Source organism: Sphingomonas sp. SP1 (assembly GCF_058313395.1).
Map to the genome: position 1 here is coordinate 953,192 of NZ_JBZFLC010000001.1, position 14,418 is coordinate 967,609.

Annotated in this window: 14 protein-coding genes; 6 read left to right on the forward strand and 8 right to left on the reverse strand. The window is 66.1% G+C overall.

From position 1 onward, the window contains the following. The first annotated feature begins 5 nt into the window (after positions 1–5). Together AC4GYS_RS04925 and AC4GYS_RS04930 are read left to right on the forward strand one after the other, a co-directional pair. A complete protein-coding gene (locus AC4GYS_RS04925; protein WP_491107974.1) occupies positions 6–770 on the forward strand; it encodes an NTP transferase domain-containing protein in 765 nt (254 codons plus the stop codon). Beyond that, positions 770–1,438, forward strand: coding sequence for an HAD family hydrolase (locus AC4GYS_RS04930; protein WP_491107975.1), 669 nt, complete (start codon positions 770–772; stop codon positions 1,436–1,438). Before AC4GYS_RS04925 ends, AC4GYS_RS04930 begins: the two co-directional genes overlap by 1 nt. Positions 1,439–1,527: 89 nt before the next feature. Here the strand turns inward: AC4GYS_RS04930 and AC4GYS_RS04935 are convergent, their stop codons facing one another. Continuing rightward, on the reverse strand, positions 1,528–2,835 hold the full coding sequence (locus tag AC4GYS_RS04935) for a cystathionine gamma-synthase family protein (RefSeq protein ID WP_491107976.1): 1,308 nt from the start codon (positions 2,833–2,835) through the stop codon (positions 1,528–1,530). 78 nt (positions 2,836–2,913) lie between these two features. On the opposite strand from AC4GYS_RS04935, the gene AC4GYS_RS04940 reads away from it, so the two are divergent. After that, positions 2,914–3,225, forward strand: coding sequence for a DUF305 domain-containing protein (locus AC4GYS_RS04940; RefSeq protein ID WP_491107977.1), 312 nt, complete (start codon positions 2,914–2,916; stop codon positions 3,223–3,225). Here the strand turns inward: AC4GYS_RS04940 and AC4GYS_RS04945 are convergent. Beyond that, entirely contained in the window at positions 3,222–4,625 is a 1,404-nt protein-coding gene (locus AC4GYS_RS04945; protein WP_491107978.1) for an SLC13 family permease, read from the reverse strand. The genes AC4GYS_RS04940 and AC4GYS_RS04945 overlap by 4 nt on opposite strands. 261 nt (positions 4,626–4,886) lie before the next feature. Between AC4GYS_RS04945 and AC4GYS_RS04950 the strand changes: the two genes are divergently transcribed. The 3 genes from AC4GYS_RS04950 to AC4GYS_RS04960 all read left to right on the forward strand — a co-directional run bounded on the left by AC4GYS_RS04950 (position 4,887) and on the right by AC4GYS_RS04960 (position 9,023). Then, the gene (locus tag AC4GYS_RS04950) at positions 4,887–5,201 is read left to right on the forward strand and encodes a GIY-YIG nuclease family protein (protein ID WP_491107979.1); all 315 of its coding nucleotides are present in this window, start codon (positions 4,887–4,889) and stop codon (positions 5,199–5,201) included. A gap of 235 nt (positions 5,202–5,436) precedes the next feature. Beyond that, positions 5,437–7,638, forward strand: coding sequence for an excinuclease ABC subunit UvrB (gene uvrB / locus AC4GYS_RS04955; RefSeq protein WP_491107980.1), 2,202 nt, complete (start codon positions 5,437–5,439; stop codon positions 7,636–7,638). A gap of 95 nt (positions 7,639–7,733) precedes the next feature. Beyond that, on the forward strand, positions 7,734–9,023 hold the full coding sequence (locus tag AC4GYS_RS04960) for a L,D-transpeptidase family protein (protein WP_491107981.1): 1,290 nt from the start codon (positions 7,734–7,736) through the stop codon (positions 9,021–9,023). 21 nt (positions 9,024–9,044) lie between these two features. Here AC4GYS_RS04960 and AC4GYS_RS04965 read toward each other — a convergent pair whose 3' ends face one another. From AC4GYS_RS04965 to sdhC, 6 genes are read right to left on the reverse strand one after another with little or no spacing between them, the layout of a single operon-like run. Next, complete coding sequence (locus tag AC4GYS_RS04965; protein WP_491107982.1) at positions 9,045–9,932, reverse strand: LOG family protein; 888 nt, start codon at positions 9,930–9,932, stop codon at positions 9,045–9,047. Between the two features lie 35 nt (positions 9,933–9,967). After that, a complete protein-coding gene (creD, locus tag AC4GYS_RS04970) occupies positions 9,968–11,362 on the reverse strand; it encodes a cell envelope integrity protein CreD (protein ID WP_491107983.1) in 1,395 nt (464 codons plus the stop codon). Positions 11,363–11,417: 55 nt separating this feature from the next. Then, a complete protein-coding gene (locus AC4GYS_RS04975) occupies positions 11,418–11,675 on the reverse strand; it encodes a hypothetical protein (RefSeq protein WP_491107984.1) in 258 nt (85 codons plus the stop codon). A gap of 5 nt (positions 11,676–11,680) precedes the next feature. Then, positions 11,681–13,477, reverse strand: a complete 1,797-nt coding sequence (gene sdhA / locus AC4GYS_RS04980; RefSeq protein ID WP_491107985.1) for a succinate dehydrogenase flavoprotein subunit — start codon at positions 13,475–13,477, stop codon at positions 11,681–11,683. After that, complete coding sequence (gene sdhD, locus AC4GYS_RS04985) at positions 13,478–13,909, reverse strand: succinate dehydrogenase, hydrophobic membrane anchor protein (RefSeq protein WP_491107986.1); 432 nt, start codon at positions 13,907–13,909, stop codon at positions 13,478–13,480. Then, positions 13,906–14,304 carry a succinate dehydrogenase, cytochrome b556 subunit gene (gene sdhC, locus AC4GYS_RS04990; RefSeq protein ID WP_491107987.1) on the reverse strand — a complete coding sequence of 133 codons (399 nt, stop codon included), beginning with the start codon at positions 14,302–14,304 and terminating at the stop codon, positions 13,906–13,908. Before sdhC ends, sdhD begins: the two co-directional genes overlap by 4 nt. Between the last annotated feature and the right edge of the window lie 114 nt (positions 14,305–14,418).

The window sequence follows — 14,418 nt, forward strand, 5'->3', positions numbered from 1 at the left end:
CGCCCGTGACGTGGACCGCACTGCTGCTTGCCGGTTCGCGGCCCGGCGGCGACCCGCTCACCCGGTCGTTGGGCTGCGACTATAAGCCGCTGCTTCCGATCAAGGGCGAGCCGATGGTGCTGCGCCCGATCCGTTCGCTGCTCGCGGAGCCGCAGATTGAGTGCATCCGCGTGCTCGGGCAGGAGCCGGCGCGGCTGGATGGCGTGCTGCCCATCGACGATCGCGTGAAGGCGGAACGGTCTCAGGCGACGATCGCCGCGACCCTGCTGGCGATCTGCGCCGATCCGGCGACGCGCTACCCGCTGCTGGTCACCACCGCCGACCATGCGCTGCTCACCCCGGCAATGGTGGCGGAGTTTCTGGCCGGCGCCGAGGATTGCGACGTGGCAGTCGGCTTCGTCGCCCGTAGCAACATGATGAACCGCTTTCCCGAGGCGCAGCGGACCTGGCTTCGCTTCGGGCGAGAGCGCTACAGCGGCGCCAACCTGTTCGCGCTCACCAATCCCCGCGCGGCGATCGGGATCGAACGCTGGCGCGCGATCGAGCAGGATCGCAAGAAGGGCTGGCGCGTGCTGCTGCAGATGGGCGTGCCGCTGTTCCTCGGCGCGGTACTGCGGGTGCGCGACCTCCATGGCACGGCGAGAGGCCTCAGCCGAAGCCTTGGCATCCGCATCAAGGGTGTGGTGATGAGCGATCCGCTCGCCGCCATCGATGTCGACAAGGCCGCGGATTACACGCTGGTCAACGCGATCCTCGACGGGCGCGCCTGATGGATCTTGCCATCTACGACATGGACCGCACGGTGACCCGGCGCGCGACCTACACGCCGTTTTTGCTGCACTGCGCGCTTCGCCGAGCACCGTGGCGCCTCGTCTTCCTGCCGCTCGTGGTCGGCTCGATGCTGGCCTATCTGCTGAAGCTGATCGACCGGGCGAAGCTGAAAGAGATCAACCATCACCTGCTGATCGGCCACTGGATCCACCCGCGCGAACTGCAGCCGCTGGTGCAGAGCTTCGCCGAGTGGCAGGTCGCGACCAACATCCGCCCCGGCGCGCGGGACGCCATCGCGCGGGACAAGGCGGAGGGGCGGCGGGTGATCATGGCCACCGCCAGCTATCGCCTCTACGCGGCGGCCATCGCCGAGCGGCTGGGCTTTGACGACACGATCGGGACCGGCTCGGTCCTCGGCCTCGATGAGCGGGTGCGCGCAAAGATCGACGGCGAGAATTGCTACGGCCCGGCGAAAATGCGGATGGTCGCCGACTGGGTCGAGCGGTCAGGGCTGACCGGAAAGCACGGCCATGTCCGCTTCTATTCCGATCACGCCAGCGACGCGCCGGTATTTGAGTGGAGCGATGAGCCGGTGGCGGTCAACCCGCACGCCCGGCTCCGCCAACTCGCGACGACGCGCGGCTGGCGGATCGAGGACTGGGGCTAGGCCAAATCACGTCATTGCGAGGAGTGCAGCGACGAAGCAATCCAGCGGCGGGAACCTGGATTACTTCGCTTCGCCCGCAATGACGAATTCTAAACCGCCCGCAGCGCGTTCTCGTAATCGGCGATCAGGTCGTCCGGGTGCTCCACGCCGATTGAGATGCGCACCAGATTGTCGGTGATCCCGAGCGCCTGCTTGCGCTCGTCCGGCACGCTGAGATGCGTCATGGCGGCCGGTGCGCTGGCGAGGCTCTCCGTCCCGCCAAGGCTGACCGCAAGGTGGGTGATCTTGAGCGCGTCGAGGAACGCGAACGCCTCCCGCTCCCCGCCCTTCAGATAAAGCGAGAAGGTCGACCCAGCCCCCGTGCAATGCCGCCTGTAGATGTCGGCCTGGCGCGAGCCTTCCTCCAGGAAGCCGAGGTAGCCGACGCTCTCCACCTTCTCGTGCCCGCGCAGATATTCGCACACCTTGGCGGCATTCTCGCCCGCGCGGGTCATGCGCAGCTCCAGCGTTTCCAGCGAACGGAGCAGCATCCACGCCGTGTTCGGGTCGCAGATGGTGCCGATGGTGTTGCGCATCATCCGCACGGGTGCGAGCACCTTCTTGGAGCCGGTCAGGCCGCCGGCGACGAGGTCGCTGTGACCGCCGGCGTATTTGGTGAGGCTATAGACCGACACGTCCGCGCCCTGCGCCAACGGCTTGGCCCACAGCGGACCCAGGAACGTGTTGTCGATCGCGATCGGCGGACGCTCGTCCTCGCCGAAGGCCGCGTCGCGGGCGGCGCGCACCGCCTCCACGTCGACCAGCTGGTTGGTCGGGTTGGCCGGGCTTTCGAGGTAGATCATCGCCACCCGGCCCTTGGCCTTGGCGGCGGCGATCACCGCGTCGATCTCCTCGCGGGTCGCACCGCTCGGGAAGTCCATCCAGCTCACCCCGAACTTGCCGAGGATCTTGGCGATCAGCGTCTCGGTCGCGGCATAGAGCGGGCCCGAATGGACCACCACGTCGCCCGGCTGGACATAAGTCATCAGCAGCGTGTGGATGGCCGACATGCCGCTGGAAAAGGCCAGCGCGTCCTCCGCATCCTCCCACAGGGCCAGCCGGTCCTCGAGAATCTCCTGGTTCGGCCCGTTGAAGCGCGAATAGACGAGTCCCTCCGCGCCGCCCGGCCGCTTGCCGGTGATGCCTTCGAAGAAACGTTTCCCGTCGGCCGCGCTTTCGAACACGAAGGTGGAGGTGAGGAAGATCGGCGGCTTCAGCGAACCCTCGCTCAGCACCGGGTCGAAGCCATAGCCCATCATCAGGGTGGAAGCGTTGAGCTTGTGGTTGCCGATGGTGGTCGGCGACGGCTTGGGGCTGCGCTTCGAAGGCGCGCCGGAAAGTTCGGACTCGTTTGTCATGGCCGGCGCTCTAGCCGCTAACGCCGCCGGGAGCCACACCCGCGCCTGCCGCGTTCGGACGCGCAAAGGAGATCATTCATGCGCCTGCTTCCACTCGCCGCCCTTGCCCTGTCCCTCGCCGCCTGCGGCAGCAACGTCCCGGCCCCCCCCGAGCAAGCCAATGCGGGCGCGGGGATGCAGCATTCGTCTACGCCGATGACCGGCGACCAGGACGTTGATTTCGCCAACATGATGATCGCCCATCACCAGGGCGCGATCGACATGGCGCGGCAGCAACTGGTCCGCGGCCGCGACCCCGAGCTCAAGGCGCTGGCCGCCAAGATGATCGAGGAACAGCAGCAGGAGATCACGCAGATGCAGGCTTGGCTCGGCAAGCGCCGCGCCGGCTAGCCGATCAGCGGCTCCAGCAGCCACACCGTCCCGACCATCAGCGGCACGCCGGCCACATCGAGCAACAGCCCGGCCTTGAGCATTCGCGGCAGGGCGATGTGCCCGGTGGCCCAGGCGATCGCGTTCGGCCCGGTGCCGCTCGGCAGCATGAAGCCCCAGCTCGCGGCCCAGGCGGCGGGAAGGGCGAGCAGGATCGGGTCGATCCCCGTCGCGGCAATGATGCCGGCGACCACCGGAATGATGCCTGAGGCCGCGGCGACGTTGCTGGCGAACTCGGTGATCAGGATGACGAGGCCGGTCAGCACCAATGCGACCACCAGCGGGTGCACCGACTGGAGCGGACGCAGCGCCACGCCCAGCCATTCGGCGAGCCCGCTCTCGCCAATCCCGGCCGCCAGCGCGAGGCCGCCGCCGAACAGCATGATCACGTCCCACGGCGCGCGATTGGCTTCGGCCCAGGTCAGGATCGGCCGCCCACTGCCGTCGGGAAGCACGAACAGCAGCAGCGCGCCGAGCACCGCCACCGTGCCGTCGACCAGCACGTCCCGGGGCAACAGGTCATTGATCAGCGGCAGCAGGGTCCAGGCCGCGACCACCGCAGCAATGACGGGAACGAGGCGCTTCTCCGCGCTGCTCCACGGACCCGCCTCACCGATGGCGCGCATGGCGACGGCGGGATCGAAGTCGGTCGATTGCACCCGCTGGACCCGCATCAGGATCAGCCAGCACAGCGGAATGGCGATGAGGACCAGCGGCACGCCGTAGCTCGCCCAGGTGAGGAAATCGATCCGCAGGCCCGTTGAGCGCTCGATGATCCCGGCGGCGATGGCGTTTGTGGGTGATCCGACCAACGTTGCCAGCCCGCCGATGCTGGCGGCAAAGGCGATCCCCATCGCCAGCGCCCCCGCGAAGCCGCCGGTCTCCCCCGGCTCGACCCGCGCGGCATGGAGCACCGCCAGCGCGATCGGCATCATGATCAGCGTCGTCGCCGTGTTGCTGACGATCATGGAGATGATTGCGGTCGCGATCATGAACGCGAACAGCGTCGCCGCCGGGGTCGACCCGCCCCGCTTTACGATCGCCAGCGCGAGCCTGCGATGCAGCCCCGTCCGCTCAATCGCCAGCGCAATGATCGCCCCGCCCAGCACCAGGAACAGGATCGGGCTGTAGTAAGTGGCGGCGGCGTCCGTCGCGCTCATCACCCCGAAGGCGGGGAGCAGGAGAAAGGGGAGCAGCGCGGTGGCGGTGAGCGGCAGCGCCTGCGTCATCCACCAAACCGCCATCAACGCGACCAACGCCGTTGTTCGCCAGGCGAGGATCGGCATGGACGCGGGCGGGGGGAGGATGAGGAGCAGCGCAAACAGCGCCAAGCCGCCCCATAATCCGTATCGTTGCGTCATGCTTTACCCCCGTTTGAACGCGGGTGATGCCAGAGCGAGGAAGGTCAAGCTAGGCGATGAACGAATGTCCGCTTTCCACCTAGAACTGACATCTGACGAACGGAGCGAGCGTCTCCTAGCTCCTCCCCCTTGTGGGAGGTGGCAGCGCGTCAGCGCTGACGGAGGGGTCTCGCCCTCGCGGTGGCGGTAATCAGGTCGACCACGCTCCCGTCACCCCGGGCTTGACCCGGGGTCTGCCTTCACCTTCACACCTGCACTCGCATGAAAGAACTTTGCGTCTACCTGCTTGCCCGATCATCGCACGGCACCTTCTACACCGGCGTGACGTCCGATCTGATTAAGCGCATCCATCAGCACCGGACCGAAGCACTGGGCGGCTACACGGCAGAGTATGGCATCAAACGCCTCGTCTGGTTCGAGCGCCATGAAGAGATGGACACTGCGATCCGGCGGGAGAAGCAGGTCAAGCGCTGGCTGCGGGAATGGAAGTATGAGCTGGTCAATGCCGTGAATCCGACTTGGCGCGATCTTGCCGAAGACCTTGGTTTTCCGCCGTTACCAATCGGCCAGAGGTGAAGGCGGACCCCGGCTCAAGGCCGGGGTGACGATGATCCTTGAACAATAGGATTTCGGCTGCTTCACCCTCCCGCGCGGTCCGCCGCGGGCTCTTTGCTATCGTCGATCCTCCAGCCTGAAGCCTTCACCCCAGACGCAGCGAAAAGCAAAACACCCTCACCATGGAAAGTTCGGAAACTTCGTAGGACATGGCGCGAATTGCCCCCCGCGCCCTCCGACCCCATATTCGCCCGCAATGGCCATCCAGATCCGCACTTCCCTCGCCGAGCCGGACACCGGCGAATCCTTCACGCCGCATCGTCCCGCCCGCCCCGAAAAGGCGGAAGGCGGGCGCAGATTCGTTCTCAAGTCGGACTACCAGCCCGCCGGCGACCAGCCGACCGCGATCCGCGAATTGGTCAGCGGCATCCGCGACGAGGGCGAGAAGAGCCAGGTGCTGCTGGGCGTCACCGGCTCCGGCAAAACCTTCACCATGGCGCAGATTATTCATGAAACGCAGCGCCCCGCGCTGATCCTCGCGCCCAACAAGATCCTCGCCGCGCAGCTCTATGGCGAGTTCAAGAGCTTCTTTCCCGACAACGCGGTCGAGTTCTTCGTCAGCTATTACGACTATTATCAGCCCGAAGCCTACGTCCCACGGACCGACACCTACATCGAGAAGGAAAGCTCGGTGAACGAGGGTATCGACCGGATGCGCCACTCGGCCACCCGTTCGCTGCTGGAGCGGGATGACGTGATCATCGTCGCCTCCGTCTCCTGCCTTTACGGCATCGGCTCGGTCGAGACTTACTCCGCCATGGTCTTCTCGATGAAGAAGGGCGAGAGCGCCGACCAGCGCGAGATCATCCGCAAGCTGGTCGCGCTCCAGTACAAGCGCAACGACCAGGCCTTTGCCCGCGGCAATTTCCGGGTGCGCGGCGACAATCTGGAAATCTTTCCCTCGCACTATGAGGACACCGCCTGGCGGGTGAGCTTCTTCGGCGACGAGATCGAGGACATCGTCGAGTTCGATCCCTTGACCGGCAAGAAGGTCGCCAGCCTCGCCAGCGTCAAGGTCTACGCCAACTCCCACTATGTGACCCCTGGCCCGACGCTGAAGCAGGCGATGGGCGCGATCCGGCACGAGCTTGAAGAGCGGCTGAAAGAGATGAACGCGGAAGGCCGCTATCTCGAGGCGCAGCGGCTGGAGCAGCGGACCAACTTCGACCTGGAGATGATCGCCGCGACCGGCTCATGCGCCGGCATCGAGAATTATTCCCGCTTCCTCACCGGCCGACTGCCGGGCGAGCCGCCGCCGACCTTGTTCGAATATCTGCCCGACAACGCGCTGCTGTTCGTGGACGAAAGCCACCAGACCGTGCCGCAGATCGGCGCCATGGCGCGGGGCGATCATCGGCGGAAGATCATACTGGCGGAATATGGCTTCCGCCTGCCGAGCTGCATCGACAACCGGCCGTTGCGCTTCAACGAGTGGGAGGCGATGCGCCCGCAGTCGGTGTTCGTCTCCGCAACCCCGGGTCCGTGGGAGATGAATGAGACCGGCGGCGTCTTCTCGGAACAGGTGATCCGCCCCACCGGCCTCATCGATCCGCCGGTCGAGATCAAGCCGGTCGAGGATCAGGTCGACGATCTGGTGAACGAGGCGAAGAAGACGGCGCGCGTCGGCTACCGCACGCTGGTGACGACGCTGACCAAGCGCATGGCCGAGGACCTGACCGAATATCTCCACGAGGCGGGGCTCAAGGTCCGGTACATGCACTCGGACGTGGAGACGCTGGAGCGCATCGAGCTGATCCGCGACCTGCGGCTCGGCGTCTACGACGTGCTGGTCGGCATCAACCTGCTGCGCGAAGGGCTCGACATTCCCGAGTGCGGGCTGGTGGCGATCCTGGACGCCGACAAGGAGGGCTTCCTCCGCTCCGAGACGTCGCTCATCCAGACCATCGGCCGGGCCGCCCGCAATGTCGACGGGCGCGTGATCCTCTATGCCGACAGCATCACCGGATCGATGGAGCGGGCGCTTAACGAAACCAACCGGCGGCGCGAAAAGCAGGAGGAATACAACCGCCTGCATGGCATCACCCCCGAGACGATCAAGCGCCAGATCAGCGACATCATCGCCCATGTCTCGACCCGCGACGGGGTGGTGGTGGACACCGGCGACGACGAGCGGCCCCACCTCGTCGGCCACAATCTGCGGGCCTACATCAGCGACCTGGAAAGCCGGATGCGCAAGGCTGCGGCGGACCTGGAGTTCGAGGAAGCGGGCCGGCTGCGCGACGAGATCCGGCGGCTGGAGGAAGACGAGCTCGGCATTCCTGACCACCAGCGCGCCGCGCCGCGGGTGGGGCATTCGACCGAAGGGAAGCCCGGTACCCGCAAGACCCGTTTCGGCAAGCAGAAGCAGATGCGCATGAACAAGCGCGCCATGCGGTAGAAGAAGCGCGTTCAGGTCAGCGCAACGCTTGGTTCGGCAGGGCGTTTGGTAACGGACAACAAGGGAGTGCGCTGCTCGTATGCGGCGCTAAGCCTATGAAGAACATGGTTTTTGCCTTCAGCGCGGTGGCGCTCGCGATATCGGCTCCGGCGGCTGCTCAAGTCGGCCCGCGCGGCGACGAACCGGTTGCGGTGCCGCGGTCGATCAAGCAGGGCATCGATTTCGTCTACGTCGATCCGCAGATGAGCACGGTTGCCCGCAAGAAGCAGCGACCGCAGAACTGGCTTTCGCGGATCTTTAATCCGGCGGCGTCGCGGCGCAATCAGCCCAACCCCATGTTCCTCGACCTGGCGCGCGGGCTGCAGCAGTATCGCGCAACCTATGGCCGACTGCCGCAGGTCAAGATTCCTGCCGGCGCGGCGCTGAAGCGCGGCTCGACCGGGCGGCGCGTCGCGGCGCTCCGCCAGCGGCTCGGGCTGCCGGCGGCCGGCGGCTACGATGAACGGCTGGCGCAGGCGGTGTCCGCTTATCAGCAGGTCCATGGCCTTGGAAATCCAGATGGGATCGCCGGGCGCGCGACCATTGCCTCGCTGAACCGTGGCGCGGGACATTACGAACGCCGTATCGCGATCAACATGGAGCGCGCGTGGCGGCTTCCGACCACCGGCACCTTCAATCGCTATGTGGTGGTCGATAGCGGGTCGGCCCAGACCTATCTGTTCGACCGGGACCGCCTGGTCGATGGGATGAAGGTCATCGTCGGCGCGCCGGAGACCAAGACGCCGATGATGGCCGTGCTGATGCGCAACGCCAAGGCGAACCCTTACTGGCACGTGCCTCCCGAACTGGTCCGCAGCCTGACCGCCAAGAAGGTCGGCGAGATGGGCACCGGCTATTTCCAGCAATTCCATTACGAAGTGCTGTCCGACTGGGGCCCGAACCCGCAGCGGGTCGATCCGAAGACGATCAACTGGAAGGCGGTGGCCTCTGGCCGCAAGGAGCCGACCATGCTCGTCCGGCAAAAGCCCGGTCCGTGGAATTCGATGGGCGAGATGAAGTTCGAGATGCCGAACGACTTCGGCATCTATCTGCACGACACGCCGATCAAGGAAAAATTCAACTTGACCAACCGCTGGATCAGCAACGGCTGCGTCCGGCTGGAGGATTACCGTCGCTTCGCGTCGTGGGTCTTCCCGCGCGGCGTGCAGCCGTCCGACCAGCCTGAGCAGGTCATCCCGCTGCCGCGGCCGGTGCCGATTTACATGACCTACATGACCGTGGCGCCAAGCCCGACCGGCGTCGTCTTCCGCGGCGATCCCTATGGTTTCGACGCTCAGGCCATGCCGCAGATGTTCGGATCGACCCAGATCGCATCGGCGGCCTGATAAGAGGGCGCCGCCGGGGTTTCAGCCTCGGGCGGCTGCCCTGGCGGGCGTGCTTTCGTCGTAATGGTCGACGACGGCCGCCCAGCCTTCCTCGGCGGTTTCGCACCAGGTGATGAGGTCGAGATCGCCCTCCGAAATGACGCCTTCTTCGACCAGCGCCTCGAAGTTCACCACTCGGTTCCAGAACTCCCGGCCATAAAGGAGGATCGGGAGCGGGCGAACCTTGCCGGTCTGGATCAGGGTCAGAAGCTCGAACATCTCGTCGAACGTCCCGAATCCGCCCGGGAACACCGCCACCGCGCGGGCGCGCAGCAGGAAGTGCATCTTGCGTAATGCGAAATAATGGAACTGGAAACTGAGCGACGGCGTGACGTGCGGGTTCGGCAGCTGTTCGTGCGGAAGCACGATATTGAGCCCGATGCTCTCCGCCCCGACATCCTCGGCCCCGCGGTTGGCGGCCTCCATGAAGCTTGGCCCGCCGCCTGAGCAGACCACGAAGTGGCGCTTGCCTTCGTCGTCCCGCTCGGTGGTGCTGGCCAGCCGGGCAAGCTCACGCGCTACCTCATAATAGTGCGACTTGGCCTTCAGTCGCTCGGCGATCAGGCGCTGCCTGCCGGTGCGCGCAGCGGCGATCACCGCGTCCGCCTTGGCCGGCTCCGGCACCCGGGCCGAGCCGTAGAACACGAAGGTCGAGCCGATCTGCTGTTCGTCGAGCAGCAGCTCGGGCTTCAGCAGCTCCAGCTGGAAGCGCACCGGACGCAGATCCTGCCGCAGCAGGAAGTCCGTGTCCTGGAAGGCGAGCTTATACGCCGGGCTTTCGGTCTGCGGTGAGGACGGAATATGCTCCGCGGCCTCGGCGTCGACCTTGGCGTCGGGGAAGATACGCTTGGGAGGAATGGGATCGGTCATGTCGGTGGCGCGGGTAGGCGGCTTTCACCGCGAGGTCAAAGCGCCTCCGCTTCCATTCGCCGCTGTCCGGTCCAGTCGAGCCTGCGGGTCACGTACATCGTCCCGGCCAGCGCGGCGAACAGCAGCAGCGATCCGATCAGCAGGCTGAACGCTTCGAGGCTCAGGAGGATGTAGAGCATGGCGAACAGCGCCAGCAGGATGCCCCCGATCACCGCGCCGCGCCGCCAGCTCTTCAGCACGGCAGCGGAATACGCGGTATTGAGGCCGGCGATGGCGGCGCTGGCGAGGAGGTAGGCGGGCGTGAAGCCGATCACTTCGGCAAAGGCCAGCAGCAGAAAGAAGAACAGCACCAGCGCGGCCCCGGCGAGCAGGTATTCGATCGGCGACACGCGAACTCCGCCGATGATGTCGAACAGCAGGTAGGCAAGGAAGGTGAAGCCGATGAAGAGGAAACCGTATTTGGTTGCCCGGTCGACCTGACTGTAAAGATTGACCGGCTCCATCAGGTCGATGCCGGCCATCGCCATCTGACCGTCCGCGACGCCGGGAATCCGCACCGGCGGAGCGACTTCGACTCCGGGGGACTGCGGCGGCGGCGGGGCCTCGGTGCCTTCCACGAATAGCAGCGAGCGGCCCAGCGCGAGGTTGCCGATGCGATAGGTCGCCTCGAAACCATCCTTCGTGACGGAGCGCTGCTCCGGCAGGAAGCCGCCGTTGAAGCTGGGATTGACCCAGGGCGAGCGGACGGTCCAGGCGGTATCGCCTGCTCGCGGTGCAAGGGTGAAGGACCCATTGCCCCGCAGCATGTAGGAAAAGTCGACGGAGAAGCGGCCGGCGGTCGCGCCGGACAGGTCGAGCGGCGCGTAGAAGCCGGTGGCGACCGTGCTGGTGCCCCCGCCGGGCCCGAGCGCAAGCTGCCGGCCGTTCACCCGGACGACCGGATTGGCGGACAGGCCGCGCGGATCGCTGACGCCGAAGCGAACCTCGGCGCGGTTCCACTCAAGCGCGCCATCCGGAACGCCAAGCCGGGACAGGTCGGCCGGCACCGAAAAGGTCGCGCGGCCCTGCGTGGCGGCGCGATAGACGACCACTTCGTAGATCGACCGGGCGCGCCGCTCGGGGGCAATGCGGGTGGAAAGATCGACGCCGGCGGGTGCGACGACCAGCCGCTTCTCCGTGGTTCCGGCCGGCGTAATCACCCGACCGGCCGGATCGGTCTGCTGCGGCGTGGTCACCTTGAACGGAATGGAGAGCTCCGGCCCGCCGACGACCTGCGGCCCGCCCCAGCCTTGCGCGATGCTCTGCCGGGCCTCCTGCGACTGCGACTGGCGGTCGTACACCAGCAGCCAGGTAACGAAGATACCGATGGAAAGCAGCGCCGCGATCCCGATTGCGCGAAGCAGTTTGGCGGTCGGGCTCGGCTGATCCACGCACACACTCCTGACGGGATAATTCAGTTCATCTACAGAAATGCACGGTTCGCCGTCAAGTCGAACGGTTGAACCGATCTCGCAGCAGGGTTCCGATACCGGCCCCCAGTGCCGCGACGATGATCGCGAGAAAGAAAATGTTTGCGATCGTCCCGCCGTTCGTACTGACCACGCCAAATGTATCAGCGACGGCAAGTGCGGCCGTCGCCAGCGCGGCCGAAGCCAAGGTGGAGGTCGTGATCCGCCATCCGCGCGTCAGCGTCATGTAGATCGCCAGCAGCACCGCTGGGCTCAAGGCGGCCCAGATGGGCACGAAGGTCAGTACACCCGGGCCTTGGGCTTGATGTACGCAATCTCTTCGGTGAGCGTGTACTGGTGCACCGGGCGGTAGTCGATCGCCACCTGGCCACCTTGCCCGCCCCAGCCTTTGAACCAGGCCGCGGTGTGCTTCATCCAGTTGGCGTCGTCCCGATCGGGGAAGTCCTCGTGCATGTGCGCGCCGCGGCTTTCCTTTCGGTTCGCGGCACAGTGCATGGTGACCACGGCCTGCCCGAGCATGTTGTCGAGCTCAAGCGTCTCGACCAGATCGGTGTTCCAGATGAGGCTGCGGTCGGTCGTCTTGATGTCCTGCAGACCGGCGTAGATCGCGTCGATCTTGCCGACGCCTTCGGCCAGGGTCCGCTCGGTGCGGAACACGGCGCAATCGGCCTGCATCGTCTTTTGCATCTCGTTGCGGATTTTGGCGGTCGGCGTGCCGCCATTGGCGTGGCGGAACTTGTCGAGGCGGGCAAGGGCCAGGTCGGCCGAGTCGTTCGGCAGCAGCTTCTGGGCAGTGCCGCCCTTGACGACTTCGTTAAGCCGATGGCCGGCGGCGCGGCCGAACACGACCAGGTCGATCAGGCTGTTCGAGCCCAGGCGATTGGCGCCGTGCACCGACACGCAGGCTGCCTCGCCGACCGCGAACAGGCCGGGCACGACGGCGTCCGGATCGCCGTCGCGCAGGGTGACGACTTCGCCGTGATAGTTCGTGGGGATGCCGCCCATATTGTAGTGGACCGTCGGGGTAACCGGAATCGGCTCGCGGGTCAGGTCGACACCGGCGAAGATCTTGGCGGTCTCGGTAATGCCCGGAAGGCGCTCTGCCAGGATCTTGGGATCGATATGATCCAGGTGAAGGAAGATGTGATCCTTCTCCTTGCCGACGCCGCGCCCTTCGCGGATTTCCATCGCCATCGAGCGGGACACGACGTCGCGCGAGGCCAGGTCCTTGGCCGACGGAGCATAGCGCTCCATGAAGCGCTCGCCTTCGGAATTGGTGAGGTAGCCGCCCTCGCCGCGCGCGCCCTCCGTGATCAGTACGCCCGCGCCGTAGATGCCGGTCGGGTGGAACTGCACGAATTCCATGTCCTGCAGCGGCAGGCCGGCGCGAAGCACCATGGCGTTGCCGTCACCGGTGCAGGTGTGGGCGGAGGTCGCCGAGAAATAGCAGCGCCCGTAGCCGCCGGTCGCCAGCACGACTGCCTGGGCCCGGAAGCGGTGAATCGAACCGTCATCGAGGCACAGGGCGATCAGGCCGCGGCATTCGCCGTCGACCATGATGAGGTCGAGCGCGAAATATTCCACGAAGAAATCGGCGTCATACTTCAGGCTCTGCTGGTAGAGCGCATGAAGCATCGCATGGCCGGTGCGGTCGGCCGCGGCGCAGGTGCGCTGCGCGGCCGGGCCTTCGCCCATATTCTGGGTCATTCCGCCGAACGCGCGCTGGTAGATGCGCCCGTCGTCCGTGCGGCTGAACGGCAGTCCGTAATGCTCCAGCTCGTACACGGCGGCCGGGGCCTCGCGGCACAGATATTCGATCGCGTCCTGGTCGCCCAGCCAGTCGGAACCCTTCACCGTATCGTACATGTGCCAGGTCCAGTGGTCCGGACCCATGTTGCCGAGGCTCGCCGCGATGCCGCCCTGGGCGGCGACGGTGTGGCTGCGGGTCGGGAAGACCTTGGTCACGCAGGCGGTCTTCAGCCCCTTTTCAGCCGCGCCCATGGTGGCGCGCAGGCCAGCGCCGCCGGCGCCCACGACAACGACGTCATAGACGTGATCGATGATCTGATAGCTCATTTAGGAAGCAGCTCCGAAGGCGATCCGGGCCAGCGCGAACAGCGCCAGCGCCCCTGCGCCTACATGTAGGAAGAGGCTGACAATGTGCCACATCATGCGGCCGCCCTCGTCACCCTGATAATCGTCGATGATGACCTTCACGCCTTCAAGGCTGTGCTCGAACGCAAGGTAGACGAACAGCGCCATCGGGACGAAGCCGAGCGGCGTACGCAGCCATTCGGCCACGGTTGCCTGGCCAAGATCGGGCAGCAGCAGCAGCGAGACGATGAACCACACGCCAAGCAGCAGCAGCGCGGCCGAGCTTACCCGCTCGCGGATCCAGTGGTCGCCGCCATGCTTGGCCGAGCCAAGGCCGCGGACGCGCCCGAGCGCGGTCTTGCCTTCCGCGACATTCATCCGGTCGTGCCGGCCCATGTCCTTCGGGCCGGTCATGCGCCGCGCCCCAGCAGAAGGTAGCCCCACAGCGCCGCCGTCAGCAGCAGCGAGCCGACGATCGTTGCGACCGCCATCGACTTGTTGGTCTTGAGCTCGAACCCGGCCCCGACGTCCATGATCAGGTGCCGGACGCCCGACAGCGTATGCTGGAAGAAGGCCCAGGTGAGGCCGATCAGGACGAACAGGCCCAGCGGGTGCGACGCGGCCGCCGAAAAGTCGGAGTAGCCGGACGCGGATCCGGACAACGCCAGCAGCCACCAGGTCAGCAGCGCGAGGCCGGCGATGGTCAGCGCCATGCCGGTGGCGCGGTGGAGAATGGAAACCAGCATGTGCGGGCCCCAGCGCCAGATGGTGAGGTGCGGGGACAGCGGCCGGGCAGTGTTTCGGGCCATGAATGCCTTGCCTGTTCGGTCAAACGGAAGATGGTCAGCCGCTTAAGGCCCGGTGCGCGTCAGGGCAAGGCAGCAGAAGGACCGTGCCGCTCTAACCCGCCCTTAACCATTGCG

Excerpts from the sequence above, each read along its gene's own strand:
- sdhA (WP_491107985.1), bottom strand. The coding sequence starts at position 13,477 with ATGAGCTATCAGATCATCGATCACGTCTATGACGTCGTTGTCGTGGGC.
- sdhD (WP_491107986.1), bottom strand. The coding sequence starts at position 13,909 with ATGACCGGCCCGAAGGACATGGGCCGGCACGACCGGATGAATGTCGCG.
- AC4GYS_RS04940 (WP_491107977.1), top strand. The coding sequence starts at position 2,914 with ATGCGCCTGCTTCCACTCGCCGCCCTTGCCCTGTCCCTCGCCGCCTGC.
- AC4GYS_RS04960 (WP_491107981.1), top strand. The coding sequence starts at position 7,734 with ATGAAGAACATGGTTTTTGCCTTCAGCGCGGTGGCGCTCGCGATATCG.
- AC4GYS_RS04950 (WP_491107979.1), top strand. The coding sequence starts at position 4,887 with ATGAAAGAACTTTGCGTCTACCTGCTTGCCCGATCATCGCACGGCACC.
- AC4GYS_RS04945 (WP_491107978.1), bottom strand. The coding sequence starts at position 4,625 with ATGACGCAACGATACGGATTATGGGGCGGCTTGGCGCTGTTTGCGCTG.
- sdhC (WP_491107987.1), bottom strand. The coding sequence starts at position 14,304 with ATGGCCCGAAACACTGCCCGGCCGCTGTCCCCGCACCTCACCATCTGG.
- AC4GYS_RS04935 (WP_491107976.1), bottom strand. The coding sequence starts at position 2,835 with ATGACAAACGAGTCCGAACTTTCCGGCGCGCCTTCGAAGCGCAGCCCC.
- uvrB (WP_491107980.1), top strand. The coding sequence starts at position 5,437 with ATGGCCATCCAGATCCGCACTTCCCTCGCCGAGCCGGACACCGGCGAA.
- AC4GYS_RS04930 (WP_491107975.1), top strand. The coding sequence starts at position 770 with ATGGATCTTGCCATCTACGACATGGACCGCACGGTGACCCGGCGCGCG.
- AC4GYS_RS04965 (WP_491107982.1), bottom strand. The coding sequence starts at position 9,932 with ATGACCGATCCCATTCCTCCCAAGCGTATCTTCCCCGACGCCAAGGTC.